At 56.3% G+C, this 19,071-nt stretch carries 18 protein-coding genes; 8 read left to right on the top strand and 10 right to left on the bottom strand.

The genetic code is table 11. The features are described 5' to 3' along the window. Positions 1-66 precede the first annotated feature (66 nt). Positions 67-855: a deaminated glutathione amidase gene (locus P0H77_RS07280; RefSeq protein WP_276164238.1), complete on the bottom strand. Its 789-nt coding sequence runs from the start codon at positions 853-855 to the stop codon at positions 67-69. Positions 856-931: 76 nt separating this feature from the next. On the opposite strand from P0H77_RS07280, the gene crcB reads away from it, so the two are divergent. Then, the gene (gene crcB / locus P0H77_RS07275; protein WP_276164237.1) at positions 932-1,315 is read left to right on the top strand and encodes a fluoride efflux transporter CrcB; all 384 of its coding nucleotides are present in this window, start codon (positions 932-934) and stop codon (positions 1,313-1,315) included. A 63-nt stretch (positions 1,316-1,378) separates the two neighbouring features. Here crcB and cspE read toward each other — a convergent pair whose 3' ends face one another. From cspE to P0H77_RS07230, 9 genes are all read right to left on the bottom strand, one after another. Continuing rightward, positions 1,379-1,588 (bottom strand): transcription antiterminator/RNA stability regulator CspE, encoded by a 210-nt coding sequence (gene cspE / locus P0H77_RS07270; protein ID WP_000034826.1) that lies wholly within the window; start codon positions 1,586-1,588, stop codon positions 1,379-1,381. 193 nt (positions 1,589-1,781) lie between these two features. Next, positions 1,782-2,312 carry a lipid IV(A) palmitoyltransferase PagP gene (gene pagP / locus P0H77_RS07265; protein ID WP_276165068.1) on the bottom strand — a complete coding sequence of 177 codons (531 nt, stop codon included), beginning with the start codon at positions 2,310-2,312 and terminating at the stop codon, positions 1,782-1,784. Positions 2,313-2,502: 190 nt separating this feature from the next. Further along, on the bottom strand, positions 2,503-2,814 hold the full coding sequence (locus P0H77_RS07260; protein ID WP_276164230.1) for a DUF1493 family protein: 312 nt from the start codon (positions 2,812-2,814) through the stop codon (positions 2,503-2,505). Continuing rightward, on the bottom strand, positions 2,814-3,278 hold the full coding sequence (locus tag P0H77_RS07255; protein ID WP_276164229.1) for an STM2901 family protein: 465 nt from the start codon (positions 3,276-3,278) through the stop codon (positions 2,814-2,816). The genes P0H77_RS07260 and P0H77_RS07255 overlap by 1 nt, the downstream gene beginning before the upstream one ends. Positions 3,279-3,417: 139 nt before the next feature. After that, positions 3,418-6,537, bottom strand: a complete 3,120-nt coding sequence (locus P0H77_RS07250; RefSeq protein ID WP_276164228.1) for an efflux RND transporter permease subunit — start codon at positions 6,535-6,537, stop codon at positions 3,418-3,420. Then, positions 6,534-7,967, bottom strand: a complete 1,434-nt coding sequence (locus tag P0H77_RS07245; protein WP_276164227.1) for an efflux RND transporter periplasmic adaptor subunit — start codon at positions 7,965-7,967, stop codon at positions 6,534-6,536. The genes P0H77_RS07250 and P0H77_RS07245 overlap by 4 nt, the downstream gene beginning before the upstream one ends. Beyond that, positions 7,964-9,220: a TolC family protein gene (locus tag P0H77_RS07240; protein ID WP_276164226.1), complete on the bottom strand. Its 1,257-nt coding sequence runs from the start codon at positions 9,218-9,220 to the stop codon at positions 7,964-7,966. The genes P0H77_RS07245 and P0H77_RS07240 overlap by 4 nt, the downstream gene beginning before the upstream one ends. A 12-nt stretch (positions 9,221-9,232) precedes the next feature. Next, positions 9,233-9,553 carry a copper-binding protein gene (locus P0H77_RS07235; protein ID WP_276164225.1) on the bottom strand — a complete coding sequence of 107 codons (321 nt, stop codon included), beginning with the start codon at positions 9,551-9,553 and terminating at the stop codon, positions 9,233-9,235. Positions 9,554-9,609: 56 nt separating this feature from the next. Further along, positions 9,610-9,999 carry a DUF2946 domain-containing protein gene (locus tag P0H77_RS07230; RefSeq protein ID WP_276164224.1) on the bottom strand — a complete coding sequence of 130 codons (390 nt, stop codon included), beginning with the start codon at positions 9,997-9,999 and terminating at the stop codon, positions 9,610-9,612. 353 nt (positions 10,000-10,352) lie between these two features. On the opposite strand from P0H77_RS07230, the gene dcuC reads away from it, so the two are divergent. From dcuC to ptsP, 7 genes are all read left to right on the top strand, one after another. Then, a complete protein-coding gene (gene dcuC / locus P0H77_RS07225) occupies positions 10,353-11,726 on the top strand; it encodes an anaerobic C4-dicarboxylate transporter DcuC (RefSeq protein ID WP_276164223.1) in 1,374 nt (457 codons plus the stop codon). 116 nt (positions 11,727-11,842) lie between these two features. Further along, positions 11,843-12,637 carry a ribonuclease I gene (gene rna, locus P0H77_RS07220; RefSeq protein WP_276164222.1) on the top strand — a complete coding sequence of 265 codons (795 nt, stop codon included), beginning with the start codon at positions 11,843-11,845 and terminating at the stop codon, positions 12,635-12,637. A 178-nt stretch (positions 12,638-12,815) separates the two neighbouring features. Next, positions 12,816-13,145 (top strand): fructose PTS transporter subunit IIB, encoded by a 330-nt coding sequence (locus tag P0H77_RS07215; RefSeq protein WP_276164221.1) that lies wholly within the window; start codon positions 12,816-12,818, stop codon positions 13,143-13,145. A gap of 21 nt (positions 13,146-13,166) precedes the next feature. Then, on the top strand, positions 13,167-14,411 hold the full coding sequence (locus P0H77_RS07210) for a PTS fructose transporter subunit IIC (protein WP_276164220.1): 1,245 nt from the start codon (positions 13,167-13,169) through the stop codon (positions 14,409-14,411). A gap of 16 nt (positions 14,412-14,427) precedes the next feature. After that, entirely contained in the window at positions 14,428-15,522 is a 1,095-nt protein-coding gene (gene ypdF, locus P0H77_RS07205) for an aminopeptidase (protein ID WP_276164219.1), read from the top strand. Further along, entirely contained in the window at positions 15,513-16,553 is a 1,041-nt protein-coding gene (ypdE, locus tag P0H77_RS07200; protein WP_276164218.1) for an aminopeptidase, read from the top strand. Before ypdF ends, ypdE begins: the two co-directional genes overlap by 10 nt. A gap of 22 nt (positions 16,554-16,575) precedes the next feature. Next, positions 16,576-19,071: a phosphoenolpyruvate--protein phosphotransferase gene (gene ptsP / locus P0H77_RS07195; protein WP_276164217.1), complete on the top strand. Its 2,496-nt coding sequence runs from the start codon at positions 16,576-16,578 to the stop codon at positions 19,069-19,071.

Below are 19,071 nucleotides of genomic sequence, written 5' to 3'. Positions count from 1 at the left end.
GACATTTGCGGCGCAGACACAATAGCAATCTGTAACAAAGTGAATCAAGCATTGTTTAAAAAAACATCACAATAGTTGCGGCGGCGCAAACTTTCGGTTAACTAATACTGGTAATTGTGCGCGAAACTGCTGGAGCGCCATCCCGTCAGCGTCCGCCACGATCAGTTGTGGAGTATCATCGGCCCCTGCCAGCGTAATTCCTGAAGGACTAATAATCCGGCTCTGACCGATGTTTTTATTGCCGCACTCACCGGCTGCCACAATATAACAGGTGGTATCCAGCGCTCTGGCGGCCAGTAACGTTGTCCAATGATGCTCTTTCAGCGGTCCGCGGACCCATGCTGCCGGCAGTACCAGGATTTCCGCGCCCTGCAAGGCGTGAGCGATAGCCAGTTCGGGAAAGCGCAGATCGTAACAGGTCATCAGCCCTACCCGCATCCCGGCGACCTCGATCGGCGGCGGAACAACCTTGCCCGCATCGACTCGCCGCGACTCCTGAATGCTGAAGGCATCGTACAGATGCAGTTTCGCGTAGCGGGCGATAATTTCCCCGCCGCGCAGCGCCACCAGCGTATTGATCGCCCTTCCGGGCGCAGAGGGCACGTGCAGCGTCAGAATGGTGGTCATGGTATTGTTGCGGCTCTCTTCCCGCAGCAGGGTCAGAAATCCACCGTCGAGCGGCTGAGCGGATTTTACCGACAAATCAGGATCGTCGTCCTGCCGCGCCAGTAGCGCTTCAGGTAAAACCAGCAGTGCGGCCCCTCTCTCAGCGGCCTTAGCCATCAAATTAACACACCGTCGCGCATTGGTTTCCCAGCAGGGCGTGACGGCAAATTGTCCAGCAGCAATAATCATATACACTCCGGGTGTTCCAGCAACGCAACGCTGACGTTACACTATCGTCTTTATTATGAGATAGCAGGTAATAGCCGTGTTACAAGTCATGGTAGCGGTATTTATTGGCGGGGGAACCGGCAGCGTGTTGCGCTGGTGGCTGGGGATGAAATTTAATCCGCTGCATCATGCTATTCCGCTGGGAACCTTAACCGCAAACCTGCTCGGCGCATTTATCATTGGCGCGGGTCTGGCGTGGTTTAATCGTTTAACGGATGTTGATCCCGTCTGGAAACTGCTTATTACTACCGGCTTTTGCGGCGGACTGACCACATTTTCCACCTTTTCTGCCGAGGTGGTTTTTCTGTTACAGGACGGGCGGTTTGGCTGGGCGCTGTTAAACGTTGCGGTTAACCTGCTGGGCTCTTTCGCCATGACGGCAATGGCCTTCTGGTTATTCTCCGCGGCGGGCGCACGCTAGGCGTTTTACGGACGAAAAAAAACCCGCTGTTGAGCGGGTTTTGAATTCATGCTGTCGTTGAACTTACAGAGCAGTTACGTTTGCAGCAGAAGGGCCTTTGGCACCGTTAGTGATTTCGAACTCTACACGCTGACCTTCAGCCAGAGTTTTGAAACCATTGGTCTGGATAGCGGAGAAGTGTACGAACACATCTTTGCTGCCATCTTCAGGAGTAATGAAACCGAATCCTTTGGACTCATTAAACCACTTAACGTTACCTTTAATCTTAGACATCAAAATTACCTTTACATGAAAAAAGGACACAAATGCTGTGTCGGGTATCAGTACAACAATTGTGGTGCGATTTGTCCAGTCCAACCGTGCGAAAAAGTGATAAAAAGCGCTAACTTTTTTAAGTGCATCACATTATTCGCCCTTTTGACTCAGCCGACGTGATGACACTGGCGACAGCGTGCTTTTGCCGAACTTAAAACTGAAAACGCAGCCAGGCGAAGTAGACGTTGCCGTTATTATAAGTCCCTGGAATATAGGTCATCTGGAAGGTTGCCGGTCCATAGCCCACCGATGCCAGCGGCAGCAGAACCGGCACCGGGATGTAGTACCAGTTATCCCGCGCCGTCGCGCCGACGGTGTACCCTAAGCCCAGGCGAAAATTATCGTCTGCCAGCGGCCGCCAGGTTTTCTCCCAGCCGTAGCCGCCGATCGGCTCAATCTTGTTATTAGAGTCTTTGAACGCCATAAAATAGAGGCCGTGCCAGTTTCCCTTCTCATCCCAGCGTGACTGACCAAACCCCGCGCCCCACGGCCGCTCGTTATAGCGGTCGGTTTTCTCTTTATCGTAGGCAAAGCGCGCATGCCAGGTGATCGCCGGAATATACAGATCGTAATGCTGCGGCTCCTGCCAGGTTTCGGCAACGTTATCGCTAAGCGTCGTGGCCCCTTCATCTATCATCATACCAATGGTTGAGGCAAACGTCGGAGGCATAATAAAAAACATAATAAGAAGGAAGCATTTTAATATTTTCACATGTATACCACTCTGTTAATTCGGGCGTTATGATAGTATAAAGTGTTTAAACGAGAAATTAACAAGTTTGTATAAAGTTAGTGTGTTTTATTTGCCGATTTTGTAGTTCGCCAGGGCTTTTCGTTACCAATTCATTAAAGAGCTTGTAAAAAATTCCCGCTCAATATATCCAACGCCCTGCTTTAGCGCAGGCCACAAGCATGTTAATCGTTAGCGGTTCAGGAGCATTCTTATCACTTTTTAAATAACGAGGAAGAATGCAGTTGGGAAGAAACCAAATTCCGGCATTAGGGTAGTATCGTCTGAAATCAAAGGATGAATCATCAACATTAAACACCGTGAAATATTCACTCAACAGTTCTCCAGCATCTTCCGGTAAGAGTTTATTATCGCCACTACTCAACGAAGAATCATTTGCCATTTCCCATGCGTGTTTTATTACGAGTTGTTTAACTCTATCGTCAATACTCATTAAAATGCTGCCCATTGAATACGATGTTCAGGTCTGGCGATTAGATTATAGTGCCGTCTGGTTTCATAAGCAATACGCCATACTGTAGCAGCTGCGCCAGCCCAGCCTATATACGGTATATATCGACCAATCACTGTACCTAACTTATTCGTTTTAGCAAAATGAATGTTGCTGGGATTTACACCTATTGGCGTATATACCTGAACACCTTCAGGAAAATGTATTTTATTAAGTGCTGAGCGAGAAATTACTGAAGCTAAACTGGTTCCCCATACAGCACCGCCAGGTTTGGTCCTGGTAGGGATTAAAGGCATCCCGGACAATATAAGCGACGCTGCTGACAATTCTATTTCTGTATATCTTGCAAATTTCTCCAATAAGATAGCCTTGAATAGCTCCGCAGGCGTCAGATTTACAAAGCCGCCATAAAAGTAAGTCCCATTAAGCTCTTCAATCGTATCCATTTTTACCTCCTTATAAAAAATATTAATCTAACGTCAGATACCTGTGATGTAAATTATTTTTTATGAAAATGGATTGACGATAATAAATATTCATGGCAAATATTTATTATCAGAATGCGCCCTTGCGGGCGCATTCTGTTTATTTCACCCGGTGCAGCAACTTATACACCGCGGGAATAACCAGCATAGAGAGTAGCGGCGCGGTGATCATGCCGCCAATCATCGGCGCGGCAATGCGGCTCATCACCTCCGACCCTGTGCCGCTGCCCCACATTACCGGCAATAATCCGGTCATAATCGTCGCCACGGTCATTACTTTAGGACGTACGCGTAATACCGCCCCTTCATGAATCGCCCGCAATAATGTGGCATTATCGCCCTCCGGCTCCAGGCGGCGATATTTCTCCATGGCGTGATTAAGATAGAGCACCATAATGACGCCAAATTCCGCCGCCACGCCTGCCAGGGCGATAAATCCGACTGCGCCAGCAACCGACAAATTATATCCCAGCAGCCACAGTAGCCAGACGCCGCCAATAAGCGAAAATGGTAGCGTGCCCATTATCAGAAGAACGTCGGAAATACGCCGAAAGGTCAGCCACAGCAGCACAAAAATAATCATTAATGTTACCGGGAGAACGACGCTCAGCTTTGCCGTCGCGCGTTCGAGATATTCAAACTGCCCCGACCAGGAGAGCGTTACACCCTGAGGGAGTTTGACCTGCTGCGCCACCCGCTGCTGCATTTCATCAACGGCGGATTTCAGATCGCGACCGCGCAGATCCACGTAAATCCAGTTCGACAGCCGGGCGTTTTCACTTTTCAGCATCGGCGGCCCTTCGCTGATCGTAATGTCCGCCAGCTCGCCCAGCGCAATCTGCCCACCGCTGGCGGTCACGACCGGCAGGTTACGTAACTTGTCGACGTTATTGCGCAGCGCACGCGGATAACGCACGTTGATGGGGTAGCGTTCGCGCCCTTCGATGGTCTGGCCGATGTTATCGCCGCCTACCAGCGTCGCCACCAGCGATTGCAGCTCCTGTACCGAAACGCCATAACGCGCCGCCTGTAAGCGGTTGATAGAAATATCGACGTAGCGCCCGCCGGAAAGCCGTTCTGCCAGCGCCGAGGTCACGCCGGGGACGTCCTTCACCACGCCTTCAATTTGCCGGGCGACGCGCTCAATATCGGCAATATTATTGCCGTTCACCTTAATCCCCACCGGGCTTTTAATCCCTGTCGCCAGCATATCAAGGCGATTGCGGATGGGCGGCACCCACACGTTAGCAATACCGGGTATGGCTACCGTGCGATCGAGTTCGGCCACCAGTTTGTCCGGCGTCATGCCGCTACGCCACTGGTCGCGGGGCCTGAAGCGAATGGTGGTTTCCAGCATGGTGAGGGGCGCAGGATCGGTCGCCGATTCCGCGCGCCCGGCTTTACCGAACACGCTTTCCACCTCCGGCACGCTTTTAATCAGCCTGTCGGTCTGCTGCAACAGCCGGGTCGCCTCACGAACAGAAATCCCCGGCAGCGTTGAAGGCATATAAAGCAAATCCCCTTCATTTAGCGGCGGCATAAATTCGCTGCCCAGCCGACTAAGCGGCCAGAGAGTGACGATCAACAGAACAAACGCCAGCCCCAGCGTGGCTTTCGGCCACTGGAGAACACGATCCAGCAACGGTTCATAGGCGCGGATCAGCCAGCGGTTAAGCGGATTGGCTTTTTCATCGGGGATTTTACCGCGAATAAAATAGCCCATCAGCACCGGCACCAGCGTGATGCCGAGCCCGGCGGCGACCGCCATCGACCAGGTTTTAGTAAAGGCCAGCGGCGAAAACATCTTGCCTTCCTGCGCCTCCAGCGAGAAAACCGGAATAAAAGAGAGGGTAATGATCAGCAGACTACAAAACAGCGCTGGCCCTACCTCCACTGCCGCCTGTTCGGAGATGCGCCAGTAGTCGGCATTTTCCGGCTGGCGGCCCGGATTGTCGTGCCGCCACTGCTCCAGCGTTTTGTGCATGTTTTCGATCATGACAATGGCGGCATCCACCATCGCCCCGATAGCTATGGCAATCCCCCCGAGCGACATGATGTTGGCATTGACCCCCTGATAATGCATGACCACAAACGCGCCGAGGATCCCCAGCGGCAGGGAAACAATCGCCACCAGCGCCGAGCGGAAATGAAACAGGAACAGCGTGCAAACGGCGGCGACCACGATAAACTCTTCGAGCAGTTTATGGCTGAGGGTCTCAACGGCGTGTTCAATCAACGTTGAGCGATCGTAAACCGGCACGATCTCCACCCCGGACGGCAGAGTTTGTTGCAGCGCATGGAGTCTGCTTTTCACCGCCCGAATGGTTTCCAGTGCGTTCTGCCCGTAACGCATGACGATAATGCCGCCCGCCACTTCGCCCTCGCCGTTTAATTCCGCCACGCCACGGCGAATTTCCGGGCCGATACGCACATCGGCCACATCCGACAGCATGACCGGCACACCTTCACGGCTGGCGATCACCACCTGGCGGAACGCGTCGGTGTTTTGCAGGTAACCCTGAGTCCGCACCATATATTCGGCTTCGCCCATCTCCAGCACCGCCCCGCCACTCTCCTGATTGGCGGCCTTCAGCGCATCAACCAGTTGCTGATGGGTAATATTCAGCGCCCGCATTCGCGCCGGATCGGGAATAACCTGATACTGTTTTACCATCCCACCGACGCTTGCCACTTCAGCAACGCCAGCCACGGTTTTAAGCTCGTAGCGCAGCGTCCAGTCCTGAAGCGCACGTAAATCCGCCAGACTATGCTTACCGCTGCGATCCACCAGCGCATATTCATAAACCCAGCCGACCCCGGTGGCATCCGGCCCCAGCGCCACCGTCACGCCCTCCGGTAACTGGGACTGGATCTGGCTCAGGTACTCCAGCACCCTGGAGCGTGCCCAGTACAGATCGACCCCATCTTCAAACAGGACATAGACATAGGCGTCGCCAAACATTGAATAGCCGCGCACGGTTTTCGCCCCCGGTACCGACAGCATCGAGGTAGTCAGCGGCCAGGCCACCTGATCCTCAATAATTTGCGGCGCTTTGCCCGGATAGCTGGCGCGGACGATCACCTGCACGTCGGAGAGATCCGGCAGCGCATCCAGCGGCGCACGCTGCACTGCCCACAGCCCCCAGACGGCCATGCCGATGGCGGCGAGGATCACCAGCAGGCGGTTGCGCAGCGAGGCGCGGATCACAGAGGCAATCATTTCATCACCTCCCCGGCAGGCATCAGATGGACGATTGTTGCCCCCTGTTCATCATCCAGGGTGAAACTGAACATCACCCTGTCGCCTGGGCTAATCCCGGTAGCGGGCTGCTTAAGCGTAAAGTCCATCGTCATCGCGCCCCAGTTCAGTTCGGGCACCGGCTGATGCGCAAGGGTAATAGTATTGCCATCCAGCGCCTGGACAACACCGGTGGTTTCATACGTTTTAACCGTGGCCTGCTCCGGTAGCGCACTACGCAGGCTGGCTTCCGAGTCGATCAGGAACTGGCCGGAGGTAACAACCTGCGCTCCTTCTTGCAGACCGCTTTTAATTTCCGTCCAGCCATTCGCCGTCATGCCCGTGGTAACAGCGACAGGGCTGAAATGCCCTTTCCCGTCGGTAAGCAGGACGCGGGCATCATTACCGGTGGCAATCAGCGACTCTTCCGGCACCGCCAGCACCGGTGAGCCCTGCTGCGCCCGGGCGCTTTTGACGCTGAGAAACATGCCGGGCTTCAGTTTTTGCTGCGGATTCTGCAGCACGATACGCGCCCGCAGCGTCCGGGTGGTGGTTTCAAGCTGCGGCAACAACTCGCTCACCCGCCCGTGGAATTGCTCGCCGGGCCAGCTATCGGACAGCGCGATAACCTCGCTGCCAGGCGCAAGCCGCGCGGCCTGCGTCTGCGGATAATCGACAATCAGCCATACCGGATCGAGCGAGGCCAGCTCAAACAGCGGCGCGGTGGCGGCAACCTGCGCCCCTTCACGGGTCTCCAGTTTTGCCACATAACCCGCTGTTTCAGCACGCAGGGTGATACGCGTTTGCGGCGTGCCGCTGCGCTCCAGCTCGCGGATAGTGGCGGCAGGCATAAACTGCAGCCCCAGCCGTTCACGGGCCGCGCGGGTCAGCGCGGCGTCGCCCAGCTGCCGCACAGCCAGATACTCCTGCTGCGCCACCGTCCAGTCGGGGATCCACAACTGTGCCAGCGGCTCTCCGGCTTTCACCCACTGCTGCGGAGCCCGGACAAACAGTTTTTCCACCACGCCGGAAGCCGGAGAAGGGATAATCCGCAGGCTGCGCTCGTCGGTGCTCACAGTGGCAAACGCGGAAAAATCTGCCGCCAGCAGCCGTTTTTCCACCGTTGCCACTTTCATCCCCAGATTCTGCTGCTGTTCCGCACTGATGGTCACCCCGCCTTGTGCTGGAGAGTCGTCGGCATAACGGGCCACCAGCGGCATATCCATAAACGGCGATTTACCGGGTTTATCAAAGCGGCGGTCGGGCACCATGGGATCGTACCAGTAGAGCACTTTACGCCCGGCCTGCGCTGGTGTTTGCGCAGCCGGTTGGGAAGCCTGACGCCCGGCGTAGTAGCCGATGCCTGCCGCTATAACAGCCAGAATTAACGCGGCCAGTAGTCCTTTTTTCATTGGGTTATCTCCTCGGGGATCAGCCAGCGGATCGCCGCCCAGTTGCGGGCAACCTCTTTTTCGGCCTTATTGGCGGCCAGTTCGCTGGTCAGCAGATCGCGCCGTGCGGTTAATAGCGCAGAAAGCGATGACTGCCCGGCGCGATACTGAGCGGTTAATAACTCCAGCCGACGCTGCTGTAAGGGAAGAATGTCGTTACGCTGGCGCGACCAGAGGGTTTGCGCCGCCTGATACCGGGCGATCAGCGAACTGAGCTCGGCGGTATGCTCGCGTGCGGTCTGCGCCAGGCGATCGTTCGCCTGCATCGACAGTGATACGTCGGCAGCATAGTCTTTATCCTGACGGCGTGACTGGAACAGCGGCAGGTCGACGGTAAACATCACCCCGGCCATATCGTCGTAGCCTTCCGCCCGGTGGGCGTAATAGACCTCAACCTCGACATCCGGAATAGCCGCAATGGCCGACTGCGCCGAGCGCGATTTGGCGGTATCGGCTTCCCGTGCGGCAGCGATCACCTCCGGATGCAGGGCAACGCCCTGCTGGAGCGTTTTCTCATCGGCAGGCAAACGCTGATACGGCGGCAGCGCTCCGGCAATCGCCGTCACCGATTCGCCAGTAAGCTGCACCAGCTGCGCGCGGGCAAGCTGCACGTCACGTTCTGCCAGCGTGACCTCATCGCGCATGGCGCTGAGCGTCATTTGCAGTTCGGGCACGCTGTCGGGCATCGCGCTCCCGGTGCTAACGCTCACCGTTTGCGCCGCCTGCTGACGTGTCGTTTCCGCCACGATACGCCGCGCCGTCGTCAGCGCCTTTTCCGACAGCGCCAGATCCAGCCATGCCTGGGCGGCATCGCGCTGGAGGGCTGCCTGAAGCGCCGTGGATTGCGCCGTGACGCTTTGCGCCTGCGCTTCCAGGGTCAGCGCCTTGCGCTCGCGCTTCTCGCTGCTGACATAGCGCTGCATCACACCTACCCGCTGCATGGTCATTCCCTCACGGGTGAAGCGGCGATCGTTGCTGCCCTGCACGGGCAGGTTTTCAATACCAAATTTAAGTTTTGGATCCGGCAGTTCGCGGGCGGAATTCGCCATCGACTCAAGCGCGCGGGCCTCATTACGACTGGCGGAAAGTCCGGCAGAATAGCGCTGGGCAGCGGTCAGGGTTTGCGCGAGGGTCCATGACTCTGCCTGAGCAGAGACATGAATCAGACCGAGCAAGACCCCGCCGAGCCACAGGCTCAGCGCAGGGTTTTTCATACGGCCTCCGGATCAGCGCAGCGCGGTCAGGGAGACGATCTGATAACCGCTCTCCCCCTGAACAAAGGTGAAATCGACGTTTTCACCGGGCATCAGCGACGCGCGCTCAGCACCGGGCGGAAGCGCAAACTGCATGGTCATCGGCGGCCAGTTCAGATCGGCAATCGCCTGATGGGCGATGGTTACCGTTTGCGGCGTGATTTTTTTGAGGATGCCCTGGGCGTGATACACCGGGCCTGTCGCAGCGACAGCAGATTGATGATCGTGTGCCTGAGCGGCAAACAGGGAAACACTGAGCAGCACGCCAGCCAGCGCGCGGAAAAAAACAGACATAGCAACTCCTGATAATCGTGAATTTTAGATAAAAAAACGGCGAATTATCGGGAAGGCTATTCTCTGAAACGGCAGAAGCGGATGGTGGCGGGCGGGCCCACCGCGGGCGGGGTTAGCGACCATTCGCTGCGCGGCGCGGCCAGACACGGCAGCGGCACAACGTCGAGCGTGATGGCGACTGGCAGCGCTACCAGCGGGGGATGGTCGATTTTTTGCACCGTGTCCGGCACGCAATGCTTATCGCACAGCGGCGCGCTGGCCACCTGCGGATGCGTCATCTGGTGATCCAGATGCTGCATCATGACGGTTTCACCCTGCGGCGCGATAGCGCAATCATGAGACGCAAGCGCCATCTGGCTCTGGATCAGCAGCCAGCCAGACGCCAGCAAAAGCATCAGCAGATGCTTTTTCAGAAAGCGCAGACGGTGGCTCCAGTGGGCGTGCATATCATTTCGCAAATCAATGAATCGTGCAGCGAGTATACGCAGCGGACATTTTTAATTTAAAGCATTTTTTAGGATATTTACGTTTGTATTTGATTCAGGCGTAATTTCATTAAATATTAACTTTTATTTATCATTTTTATATCATGTTTGTATCTTAAATATATTCACCATATGAATCTTTGACCTCCCCTTTACCGGGCGAATGAAATATACTCACCGCGTTTTTTAATCACGGGTTTATTGATTTTTATCAGCACATATCGTCCATTTTTTCGGCACATTTCCCGCAGATTATTTACATATTACTGTTCAGGCAGGATTTTCTCTGGGTTACCACGTCACAGGTGATAATAATGTTAACGTTTATTGAACTCCTTATCGGAGTGGTGGTTATCGTCGGCGTTGCCCGATACATCATCAAAGGTTATTCCGCGACCGGCGTCCTGTTCGTCGGCGGTCTGCTGCTGCTGATCCTCAGCGCGATTCTGGGGCATCAAATATTACCTGCGGCTAACCCCAGCACGGGTTATTCAGCCACCGACATCGTCGAATATATCAAAATCCTGCTGATGAGCCGCGGTGGCGACCTCGGCATGATGATCATGATGCTTTGTGGCTTCGCCGCCTACATGACCCATATCGGGGCCAACGATATGGTCGTCAAGCTGGCCTCTAAACCACTGCGTTACATCAACTCTCCGTATATTTTGATGATTGCCGCCTACTTTGTCGCCTGCCTGATGTCGCTCGCCGTCTCGTCCGCCACCGGCCTGGGCGTGCTGCTGATGGCGACGCTGTTCCCGGTGATGGTCAACGTCGGGATCAGCCGCGGTGCCGCCGCAGCCATTTGCGCGTCGCCTGCCGCGATTATCCTCTCCCCCACCTCGGGTGACGTGGTACTGGCGGCAAAGGCCGCTGAAATGCCGCTCATTGATTTTGCCTTTAAAACCACGCTTCCCATCTCCATCGCCGCGATTATCAGCATGGCGATTGCCCATTTCTTCTGGCAGCGCTATCTGGACAAGAAAGAGAAAATCGTCCACGAGATGCTCGACGTTAGTGAAATCACTACTACCGCCCCGTCGTTTTACGCCATTCTGCCGTTTACACCGATTATCGGCGTGCTGATTTTCGACGGTAAATGGGGGCCGGAACTGCACATCATCGCCATTCTGGTTGTCTGTATGCTGCTGGCGGCGGTGCTGGAATTCCTGCGCGGCTTTAATATTCAGAACGTGTTCTCCGGGGTGGATGTCGCCTGGCGCGGGATGGCGGACGCCTTTGCCGGCGTGGTGATGCTGCTGGTCGCGGCGGGCGTGTTTGCGCAGGGGCTGAGCACCATCGGCTTTATTCAAAGCCTGATTTCAATTGCCACGTCGTTTGGTTCGGCCAGTATTATCCTGATGCTGGTCCTGGTGGTGTTGACCATGCTGGCGGCGATGACCACTGGCTCAGGCAATGCGCCGTTCTACGCCTTTGTGGAGATGATCCCGAAACTGGCGCATCAGTCGGGCATCAACCCGGCCTATCTCTCGATTCCAATGTTGCAGGCCTCCAATCTCGGCCGCACCATCTCTCCAGTGTCCGGCGTGGTAGTAGCGGTAGCCGGGATGGCGAAAATTTCGCCTTTCGAAGTCGTAAAACGCACCTCGGTACCGGTCATCGTTGGTCTGATTGTGGTTATCGTTGCGACAGAAATTCTCGTTCCCGGCCTTCCGGGGCAGTAATCTTTTGCCCGGCGAGGGTTCTCGCCGGGCTTTTTGCCTTTCCTCGCCTCTCGTCGCCTCATTTTATGCTTTAATAATCTTCAGTAATTAATGCAGTCAGACCATCAGGATCACAAATGTTCAGGAAGCCTATCGCCTGTCTCACGTTGCTGTGCGCGGTAAGCGTTAGTGCGACACCGCTTGTCGCTACCCGCTATGCCGATTTTGACCGCTACGTACTGGCGCTTTCCTGGCAAACCGGCTTTTGCCAGAGTCAGCACGACAGGCAGCGTAACGAGCCTGACGAGTGCCGTTTGCAAAAAGAAAATGACGACAAAGCCACGTTTCTTACCGTCCACGGCCTGTGGCCCGGTTTGCCCAAATCGATTGCCGCTCGCGGCGTGGATGACCGCCGCTGGATGCGCTTTGGCTGCGCCTCACGGCCCGTTCCTGACATGCCGGAAGCGCGAGCCAATCGTAAGTGTCAGGCAGCGGAAACCGGCATCTCGCTGGAAATGGCAGACAAACTGAATGGCGTGATGCCGGGGGCCGGGGGCACGTCCTGCCTTGAGCGCTATGAATATGCTAAACACGGCGTCTGCTTCGGCTTCGATCCTGATGCCTGGGTCGGCACGATGGTGCGCCTTAATCAGGACGTCAGGCAAAGCGCGCTGGGGCAATTTATCGCCGAAAACTATGGCAAAATGGTCGACCGTGCGGCATTTAACGCCGCCATTGCCCGGACGTTTGGGGCCGGTAACGTCAACGCCTTTAAGCTCACCTGTAACGGTAATCCGGCTTACCTGACGGAAATGCAAATCTCAATTAAATCGTCCGCCATTAATGCCCCGCTCGCTGCCACCTCGTTTCTGCCCCAGCCGCATCCCGGCAACTGTAGCAAATCGTTCGTTCTCGACGCGGTTGGCTATTAATTCTCATCCCGCTGACGCGCTGCGCGGCGGGTTTTGACATTCCGTTTACTTATAAGCGGATGCGCGTCACATTTCGGATTCAGTGCATCAATTGTCCAGTGAATGCATCATTTATCTGCTAACTCCCCTCCTTTTTCCTGACCATAATCCGCTCAGTCTTTACTAAAAGGAGTTCATCATGGCTAAGAAATTTATTGCACTTTGCGCTTGTCCAATGGGCCTTGCTCATACCTTTATGGCCGCCCAGGCGCTTGAAGAAGCCGCACAGGAAGCGGGTTACGACGAAATCAAAATTGAAACCCAGGGCGCGGACGGTATTCAGAATCGCCTTACTGCACAGGATATCGCCGGGGCCGATATCATCATCCATTCCGTGGCGGTAACTCCCGAAGACAACGAACGTTTTGAGACCCGTGATGTTTATGAAATTACCCTTCAGGACGCGATCAAAAATGCAGCGGGCATCATCAAAGAAATCGAAGAGTTGATTGCCGCCGAACAACAATAACTGTTTTCAGGGATACCTCTTATGGCCATTAAAAAACGCAGCGCCACGGTCGTCCCCGGCACATCCGGGGCTGCCGTGGTAAAAAATTCCCCGGCCACCCGCAATAGCTTCTGGGGCGAGTTGCCACAACACGTGATGTCCGGTATTTCGCGGATGGTCCCCACCCTGATTATGGGTGGGGTGATCCTCGCTTTTTCGCAGCTTATTGCTTACAGCTGGCTACATATTCCCGCCGATACCGGCATTATGGATGCGCTCAATTCCGGTAAATTTACTGGCTTTGATCTCTCATTATTAAAGTTTGCCTGGCTGTCGCAGTCGTTTGGCGGCGTGCTGTTTGGTTTCGCCATCCCGATGTTTGCGGCGTTTGTCGCTAACTCCATCGGTGGCAAACTGGCTTTCCCGGCCGGATTTATCGGCGGCCTGATGTCCACCCAGCCGACGCAGGTGCTGAATTTCGATCCCTCATCGCTACAGTGGGTAACTACTGCGCCCGTGCCGTCGACCTTCATCGGCGCGCTGATTATTTCCATCGTGGCAGGCTATCTGGTGAAGTGGATGAACCAGAAAATCCAGATGCCGGACTTCCTGCTGGCCTTTAAAACGACCTTTCTGCTGCCGATCCTCTCCGCTATTTTTGTCATGCTGGCGATGTATTACGTTATCACCCCGTTTGGCGGCTGGATCAACGGCGGCATCCGCACGCTATTGACCGCGGCAGGTGAGCGAGGCGTGCTGATGTATGCTGCCGGTATTTCTGCGGCGACGGCCATCGACCTTGGCGGCCCGATTAACAAGGCGGCCGGGTTTGTTGCCTTTAGCTTTACCACGGACCATGTACTGCCGGTTACCGCACGCTCAATCGCCATTGTGATCCCGCCGATTGGTCTGGGTCTGGCCACCATTCTCGACCGTCGTCTGACCGGCAAACGCCTGTTCAACGCCCAGCTTTATCCGCAGGGTAAAACCGCGATGTTCCTCGCGTTTATGGGGATCAGTGAAGGGGCGATACCTTTCGCGCTGGAAAGCCCGATCACCGCGATCCCGTCCTATATGGTGGGTGCCATCGTCGGCTCCACTACCGCGGTATGGCTCGGTGCCGTGCAGTGGTTCCCGGAATCCGCAATCTGGGCCTGGCCGCTGGTGAGCAATCTTGGCGTCTATATGTTTGGCATTGTGCTGGGGGCAGTGATCACCGCGCTGATGGTGCTATTCCTGCGCAACATGCAGTACCGCAAAGGCAAGCTGCTGATCGACTCGCTGTAAGATAAGGAGATACATCATGACGCTGCTGGCTACGCTTCGCGACTGGCTCGATCAACAGCAACTGGATGCGGTACTGATTTCATCACGGCAAAACAAGCAGCCGCATTTTGGTTTTGCCACCGGCTCAGGCTATGTGCTGGTCACCCGGCAGACGGCGCATATTCTGGTGGATTTTCGCTACTATGCCCAGGTGGCAGAGCAGACCAGCGGCTACCAGCTTTACCTGCTGGAAAGCCAGAAGCCGATGGCGGCGATTGTCAACGCGATCGCCGCCAGCGAAAGCCTGCGGCGAATTGGCTTTGAGGGGGAACAGGTGAGCTGGCAAACCGGCAGCGACTGGCAGACGCAGCTCAACGCCACGCTGGTGGCCGTGTCGCTGGATGCGCTGCGGCAAATCAAAACGCCGCAGGAGATCGCCATTATCCGCGAAGCCTGCCGCATTGCGGATATCAGCGCGGCGCATATCCGCCGCTTTATCCAGCCGGGAATGCGCGAGCGTGAAGTAGCCGCGGAACTGGAATGGTTTATGAAACAACAGGGAGCGGAAAAACCCTCCTTTGATACCATCGTTGCCAGCGGCCCGCGCGGCGCGCTGCCGCACGGTAAAGCCTCTGAGAAGGTTATCGTGGCGGGTGAGCTGGTGACGCTGGATTTTGGTGCCCAATACCAGGGGTATTGTTCTGACATGACGCGAACGTTTCTGGTGACAGGGCGCGATCCTGCCCCGGAAAAAATGCCGCTGTGGAGTGTCTATGACACCGTGCTCACCGCGCAACTGGCGGCCATCGCGGCCATCCGTCCCGGCGTTCGTTGTTGTGACGTTGATGCCGCCGCCCGCAATGTCATTGCTGAGGCGGGCTATGGCGCGAATTTCGGCCATAACACCGGTCATGCCATCGGCATTGACGTCCACGAAAACCCGCGCTTCTCCCCCACCGACACGACGATTTTACAGCCCGGCATGCTGCTGACGGTGGAACCGGGAATTTATCTTGAGGGCCAGGGCGGCGTGCGTATTGAAGATGTTGTACTGGTCACGGCTGACGGGGCGGAAGTGCTTTATACCCTGCCCAAAACGCTGCTGGCGACAGGAGAAGGATCATGGATGTAGCATTACTCAAGGCATTATGCGAGGCGGATGCCATTGCCGCCGCCGAGCAGGAAGTCCGGCAGATTATCCTCAATGAAGCCGATAACTTCGGCAAGCCCGTGCTGTTTGACGGCCTGGGTTCGGTGCTTATTCGGCTTAATGAAAGCCGCGGCCCGAAAATCATGGTCTGCGCGCATATGGATGAAGTGGGCTTTATCGTGCGCAGTATTACCAGTACGGGCGGGATTGACGTCCTGCCCATCGGCAACGTCCGGATGGCGGCGCGCGAGCTGCAAACGGTGCGGATTACCACCCGCAAAGGCGACAAAATCAGCGGCCTGCTGGAGGGTGAACGCCAGGGTAACGAGGTGGGCAAACTGCGCGTCGATATTGGCGCACGCAGCGCGAAAGAGGTAGAGGAGGCCGGCATTGCGCCCGGCGATCGTGTGACTTTTGCCACTGCGTTTGCTGAGCTGCCGCGTAACCAGGTAATGGGCAAAGCCTTTGACGACCGGCTCGGCTGCTATCTGCTGATCTCACTGCTGCGCGAACTGCACCAGACGCCGCTCGACGCGGAGATCTGGCTGGTCGCCAGCTCCAGCGAGGAAGTGGGACTGCGCGGCGGACACACCGCCACGCGCAAAGTTAACCCCGATCTGGCGATTGTCCTCGACACCGCCTGCTGGGCAAAAAACTTCGATTACGGCCACGATAACCACCGCCAGACCGGCGCGGGGCCGATGCTGGTGATCCACGACAAGTCGATGATGGCTCCGCCAAAACTGACCGCCTGGGTGGAAGATCTCGCAGCCAGCAACGATATTCCGCTTCAGATCGATATGTTCAGCAACGGCGGCACCGATGGCGGCGCGGTGCATCTTAGCGGCACCGGAATTCCGACCGTGGTCATTGGACCGCCAACGCGCCACGGCCACTGCGCCGCCTCCATTGCCGACGCAAATGATATAGCCCTTACCCACCAGCTTCTGGTGGCGATGTTAACCCACACAAACGCCGAAACCGTAGCTCATCTGACGGATTTCAGATGCTGATTCTGCGTTTACAGGAGCCGTTATGTTAACCATTCCGTTTCTCTGCCCGTTACCCAACGGGCTGCACGCCCGCCCCGCCTGGGAGCTGAAAGAGCAGTGCAGCCAGTGGCACAGCGATATCCGTTTTATTAATCACCGCCTCAACAGTCAGGCGGATGCCAAAAGCTCGCTGGCGCTGATCGGCACCGGCACGCTGTTTAACGACAGCTGTAGCCTGGAGATTAGCGGTAGCGACGAAGAACAGGCGCGGCGTGCGCTGGAACATTATCTTGAGCACCGTTTTATCGACAGCGACAGCGAACAGCCGCTCAATTCCGTCCCGGTAAACCAGCCGCTGCCCCGCTCGCTTTCCCGCCTGAACCCGGATCTGCTGGCGGGCACCGTGCTGGCCGCCGGTATCGGTAGCGGCATGTTGACGCTGTGGCACAGTGACAGTCTTGAGTGCTATCGCACCATCGCCGCCAGCCCGGAAGATAATACCCGTCTTGAACACAGCCTTGCCGCGCTCGCCGAGCAGTTTAACCAGCAGCTTCAGGTGCTCGGTGGGGAGAGTAAAACCATCGTCAGCGCCCATTTATCCTTAATTCAGGATGATGAGTTTGCCAGCAACATCCGCCGTCTGATGCGGGAAAGTAAGCTGGGGCTGGCGGCGGCGATCATCGCCAACATGGAACAGATCAGCGAAAAACTCTCCGCCTCCAGCAGTGAATATTTACGTGAGCGGGTCAGTGATATCCGCGACATAAGCGAGCAGCTTCTGCATATTACCTGGCCGGATCTGCGCAAAGACGTTGCCCGCACTCTCACCCGGCCGACGCTACTGATCGCCGAAGATCTCACCCCAAGCCAGTTTCTGAGTCTCGATCTTAGCCAGCTTAAGGGCATGATTCTGGAGAAAACCGGGCGCACCTCGCACACCTTAATTCTCGCACGCGCCTCCTCAGTGCCGGTGCTGAGCGGCATTAGCGTGGCTCAGCTTGCGCCGCTGGTAAACCGCGAGGCCGTACTCGACGGCCAGTGCGGGGTACTGGTGATGACACCAGACGAGGCAATCAAAGGCTATTACGCTATCGCCCGCCAGCTTGCCGATAAACAGGCTCACCAGCAGGCGCAGGCCGCCGCCTTACCGGCGCTGTCGCGGGACGGCAAAAGTCTGGAAGTCGCTGCCAATATCGGCAGCGCGCTGGAGGCACCGGGGGCGTTTTCTCTGGGGGCGGAAGGCATCGGCCTGTTCCGCAGCGAAATGCTGTACATGGATCGGGATCGCGCGCCGGATGAGCAGGAGCAGTTTGAAGCCTATCAGCAAGTCCTGCTGGCCGCAGAAGGCAAGCCGGTTATTTTCCGCACCATGGATATCGGCGGTGACAAGCCGCTACCCTATCTCAATATTCCGCAGGAAGAAAATCCCTTTCTCGGCTATCGCGCGGTGCGTATTTACCCGGAATTTGCCGATCTGTTTCGCACTCAGCTACGGGCGATTTTACGCGCCGGGGCGTTTGGCAATGCGCTGTTGATGATCCCGATGGTACACAGCCTGGATCAGATCCTGTGGGTGAAACAGGAGCTGGAGCGGGTGCGCACCCAACTCCAGTCACAGGGGCTACGCTTTGCCGCCACCCTCCCGCTGGGGATCATGGTTGAGGTGCCGTCGGTGTGCTATATCATCGACCATTTCTGCGATGAGGTGGATTTCTTCAGCATCGGCTCTAACGATATGACGCAGTATCTTTATGCCGTGGATCGTAATAACCCGCGCGTCTCGCCGCTGTACAATCCCATTACGCCCTCTTTCCTGCGCATGCTGCGCCAGATTGTCAGCGTGGCTCATCGCCACGGTAAGTGGGTCGGTATCTGCGGTGAACTGGGCGGCGAACAGCGTTATCTGCCGCTGCTGCTGGGCATGGCGCTGGATGAACTCAGCATGAGCGGTCCGCGCATTCCGGCGATCAAAAGCCTGCTGCGCCAGCTTGATAGCCAGAGCTGCCGCGAACTGGCCGATAAAGCCTGCGAATGTCGCAGCGCGGACGAAATAGAAGCGCTGCTGATGGAGTTCACCCCGCAGGAGGATGCCCGCCCGCTACTGGCGCTGGAAAATATCTGCTTTGTGGATAACCTCACCCGCAAGGAGCAGGTGATCCAGTATCTGTGCGGCAATCTGGCGGTCAACGGACGTACCGATCGCCCGGTGGAGCTGGAAGAGGATATCTGGCAGCGCGAAGAGATCGTGACCACCGGCGTCGGCTTTGGCGTGGCGATACCGCACACCAAATCACCCTGGATCCGCCACTCCAGTATCAGCATCGCCCGCCTCCCGTCCCCGATAGACTGGGAATCGGAAATGGGCGAGGTCGAACTGGTCATTATGCTGACGCTGGGCGAACACGAGGCGATCAACCACGTTAAAGTGTTTTCCCAACTGGCGCGTAAGCTGGTGAACAAAGGTTTTCGCGAATCGCTGTTCTCGGCTCGCGATGCGCAGGGCATTCTTGATCTGCTCAACGCAGAGCTGACGTTCTGA

This window comes from Superficieibacter sp. HKU1, assembly GCF_029319185.1.
Taxonomy (GTDB): Bacteria; Pseudomonadota; Gammaproteobacteria; order Enterobacterales; family Enterobacteriaceae; genus Superficieibacter.
The sequence above is the reverse complement of the archived record's forward strand: the minus strand, read 5'-3'. Positions and strand labels throughout refer to the sequence as shown.

What these genes read in the sequence shown, in the direction of transcription:
- P0H77_RS07280 (WP_276164238.1), bottom strand. Translation starts at nt 855, where the DNA reads ATGATTATTGCTGCTGGACAATTTGCCGTCACGCCCTGCTGGGAAACC.
- cspE (WP_000034826.1), bottom strand. Translation starts at nt 1,588, where the DNA reads ATGTCTAAGATTAAAGGTAACGTTAAGTGGTTTAATGAGTCCAAAGGA.
- pagP (WP_276165068.1), bottom strand. Translation starts at nt 2,312, where the DNA reads ATGTTTTTTATTATGCCTCCGACGTTTGCCTCAACCATTGGTATGATG.
- P0H77_RS07260 (WP_276164230.1), bottom strand. Translation starts at nt 2,814, where the DNA reads ATGAGTATTGACGATAGAGTTAAACAACTCGTAATAAAACACGCATGG.
- P0H77_RS07255 (WP_276164229.1), bottom strand. Translation starts at nt 3,278, where the DNA reads ATGGATACGATTGAAGAGCTTAATGGGACTTACTTTTATGGCGGCTTT.
- P0H77_RS07250 (WP_276164228.1), bottom strand. Translation starts at nt 6,537, where the DNA reads ATGATTGCCTCTGTGATCCGCGCCTCGCTGCGCAACCGCCTGCTGGTG.
- P0H77_RS07245 (WP_276164227.1), bottom strand. Translation starts at nt 7,967, where the DNA reads ATGAAAAAAGGACTACTGGCCGCGTTAATTCTGGCTGTTATAGCGGCA.
- P0H77_RS07240 (WP_276164226.1), bottom strand. Translation starts at nt 9,220, where the DNA reads ATGAAAAACCCTGCGCTGAGCCTGTGGCTCGGCGGGGTCTTGCTCGGT.
- P0H77_RS07235 (WP_276164225.1), bottom strand. Translation starts at nt 9,553, where the DNA reads ATGTCTGTTTTTTTCCGCGCGCTGGCTGGCGTGCTGCTCAGTGTTTCC.
- P0H77_RS07230 (WP_276164224.1), bottom strand. Translation starts at nt 9,999, where the DNA reads ATGCACGCCCACTGGAGCCACCGTCTGCGCTTTCTGAAAAAGCATCTG.
- dcuC (WP_276164223.1), top strand. Translation starts at nt 10,353, where the DNA reads ATGTTAACGTTTATTGAACTCCTTATCGGAGTGGTGGTTATCGTCGGC.
- rna (WP_276164222.1), top strand. Translation starts at nt 11,843, where the DNA reads ATGTTCAGGAAGCCTATCGCCTGTCTCACGTTGCTGTGCGCGGTAAGC.
- P0H77_RS07215 (WP_276164221.1), top strand. Translation starts at nt 12,816, where the DNA reads ATGGCTAAGAAATTTATTGCACTTTGCGCTTGTCCAATGGGCCTTGCT.
- P0H77_RS07210 (WP_276164220.1), top strand. Translation starts at nt 13,167, where the DNA reads ATGGCCATTAAAAAACGCAGCGCCACGGTCGTCCCCGGCACATCCGGG.
- ypdF (WP_276164219.1), top strand. Translation starts at nt 14,428, where the DNA reads ATGACGCTGCTGGCTACGCTTCGCGACTGGCTCGATCAACAGCAACTG.
- ypdE (WP_276164218.1), top strand. Translation starts at nt 15,513, where the DNA reads ATGGATGTAGCATTACTCAAGGCATTATGCGAGGCGGATGCCATTGCC.
- ptsP (WP_276164217.1), top strand. Translation starts at nt 16,576, where the DNA reads ATGTTAACCATTCCGTTTCTCTGCCCGTTACCCAACGGGCTGCACGCC.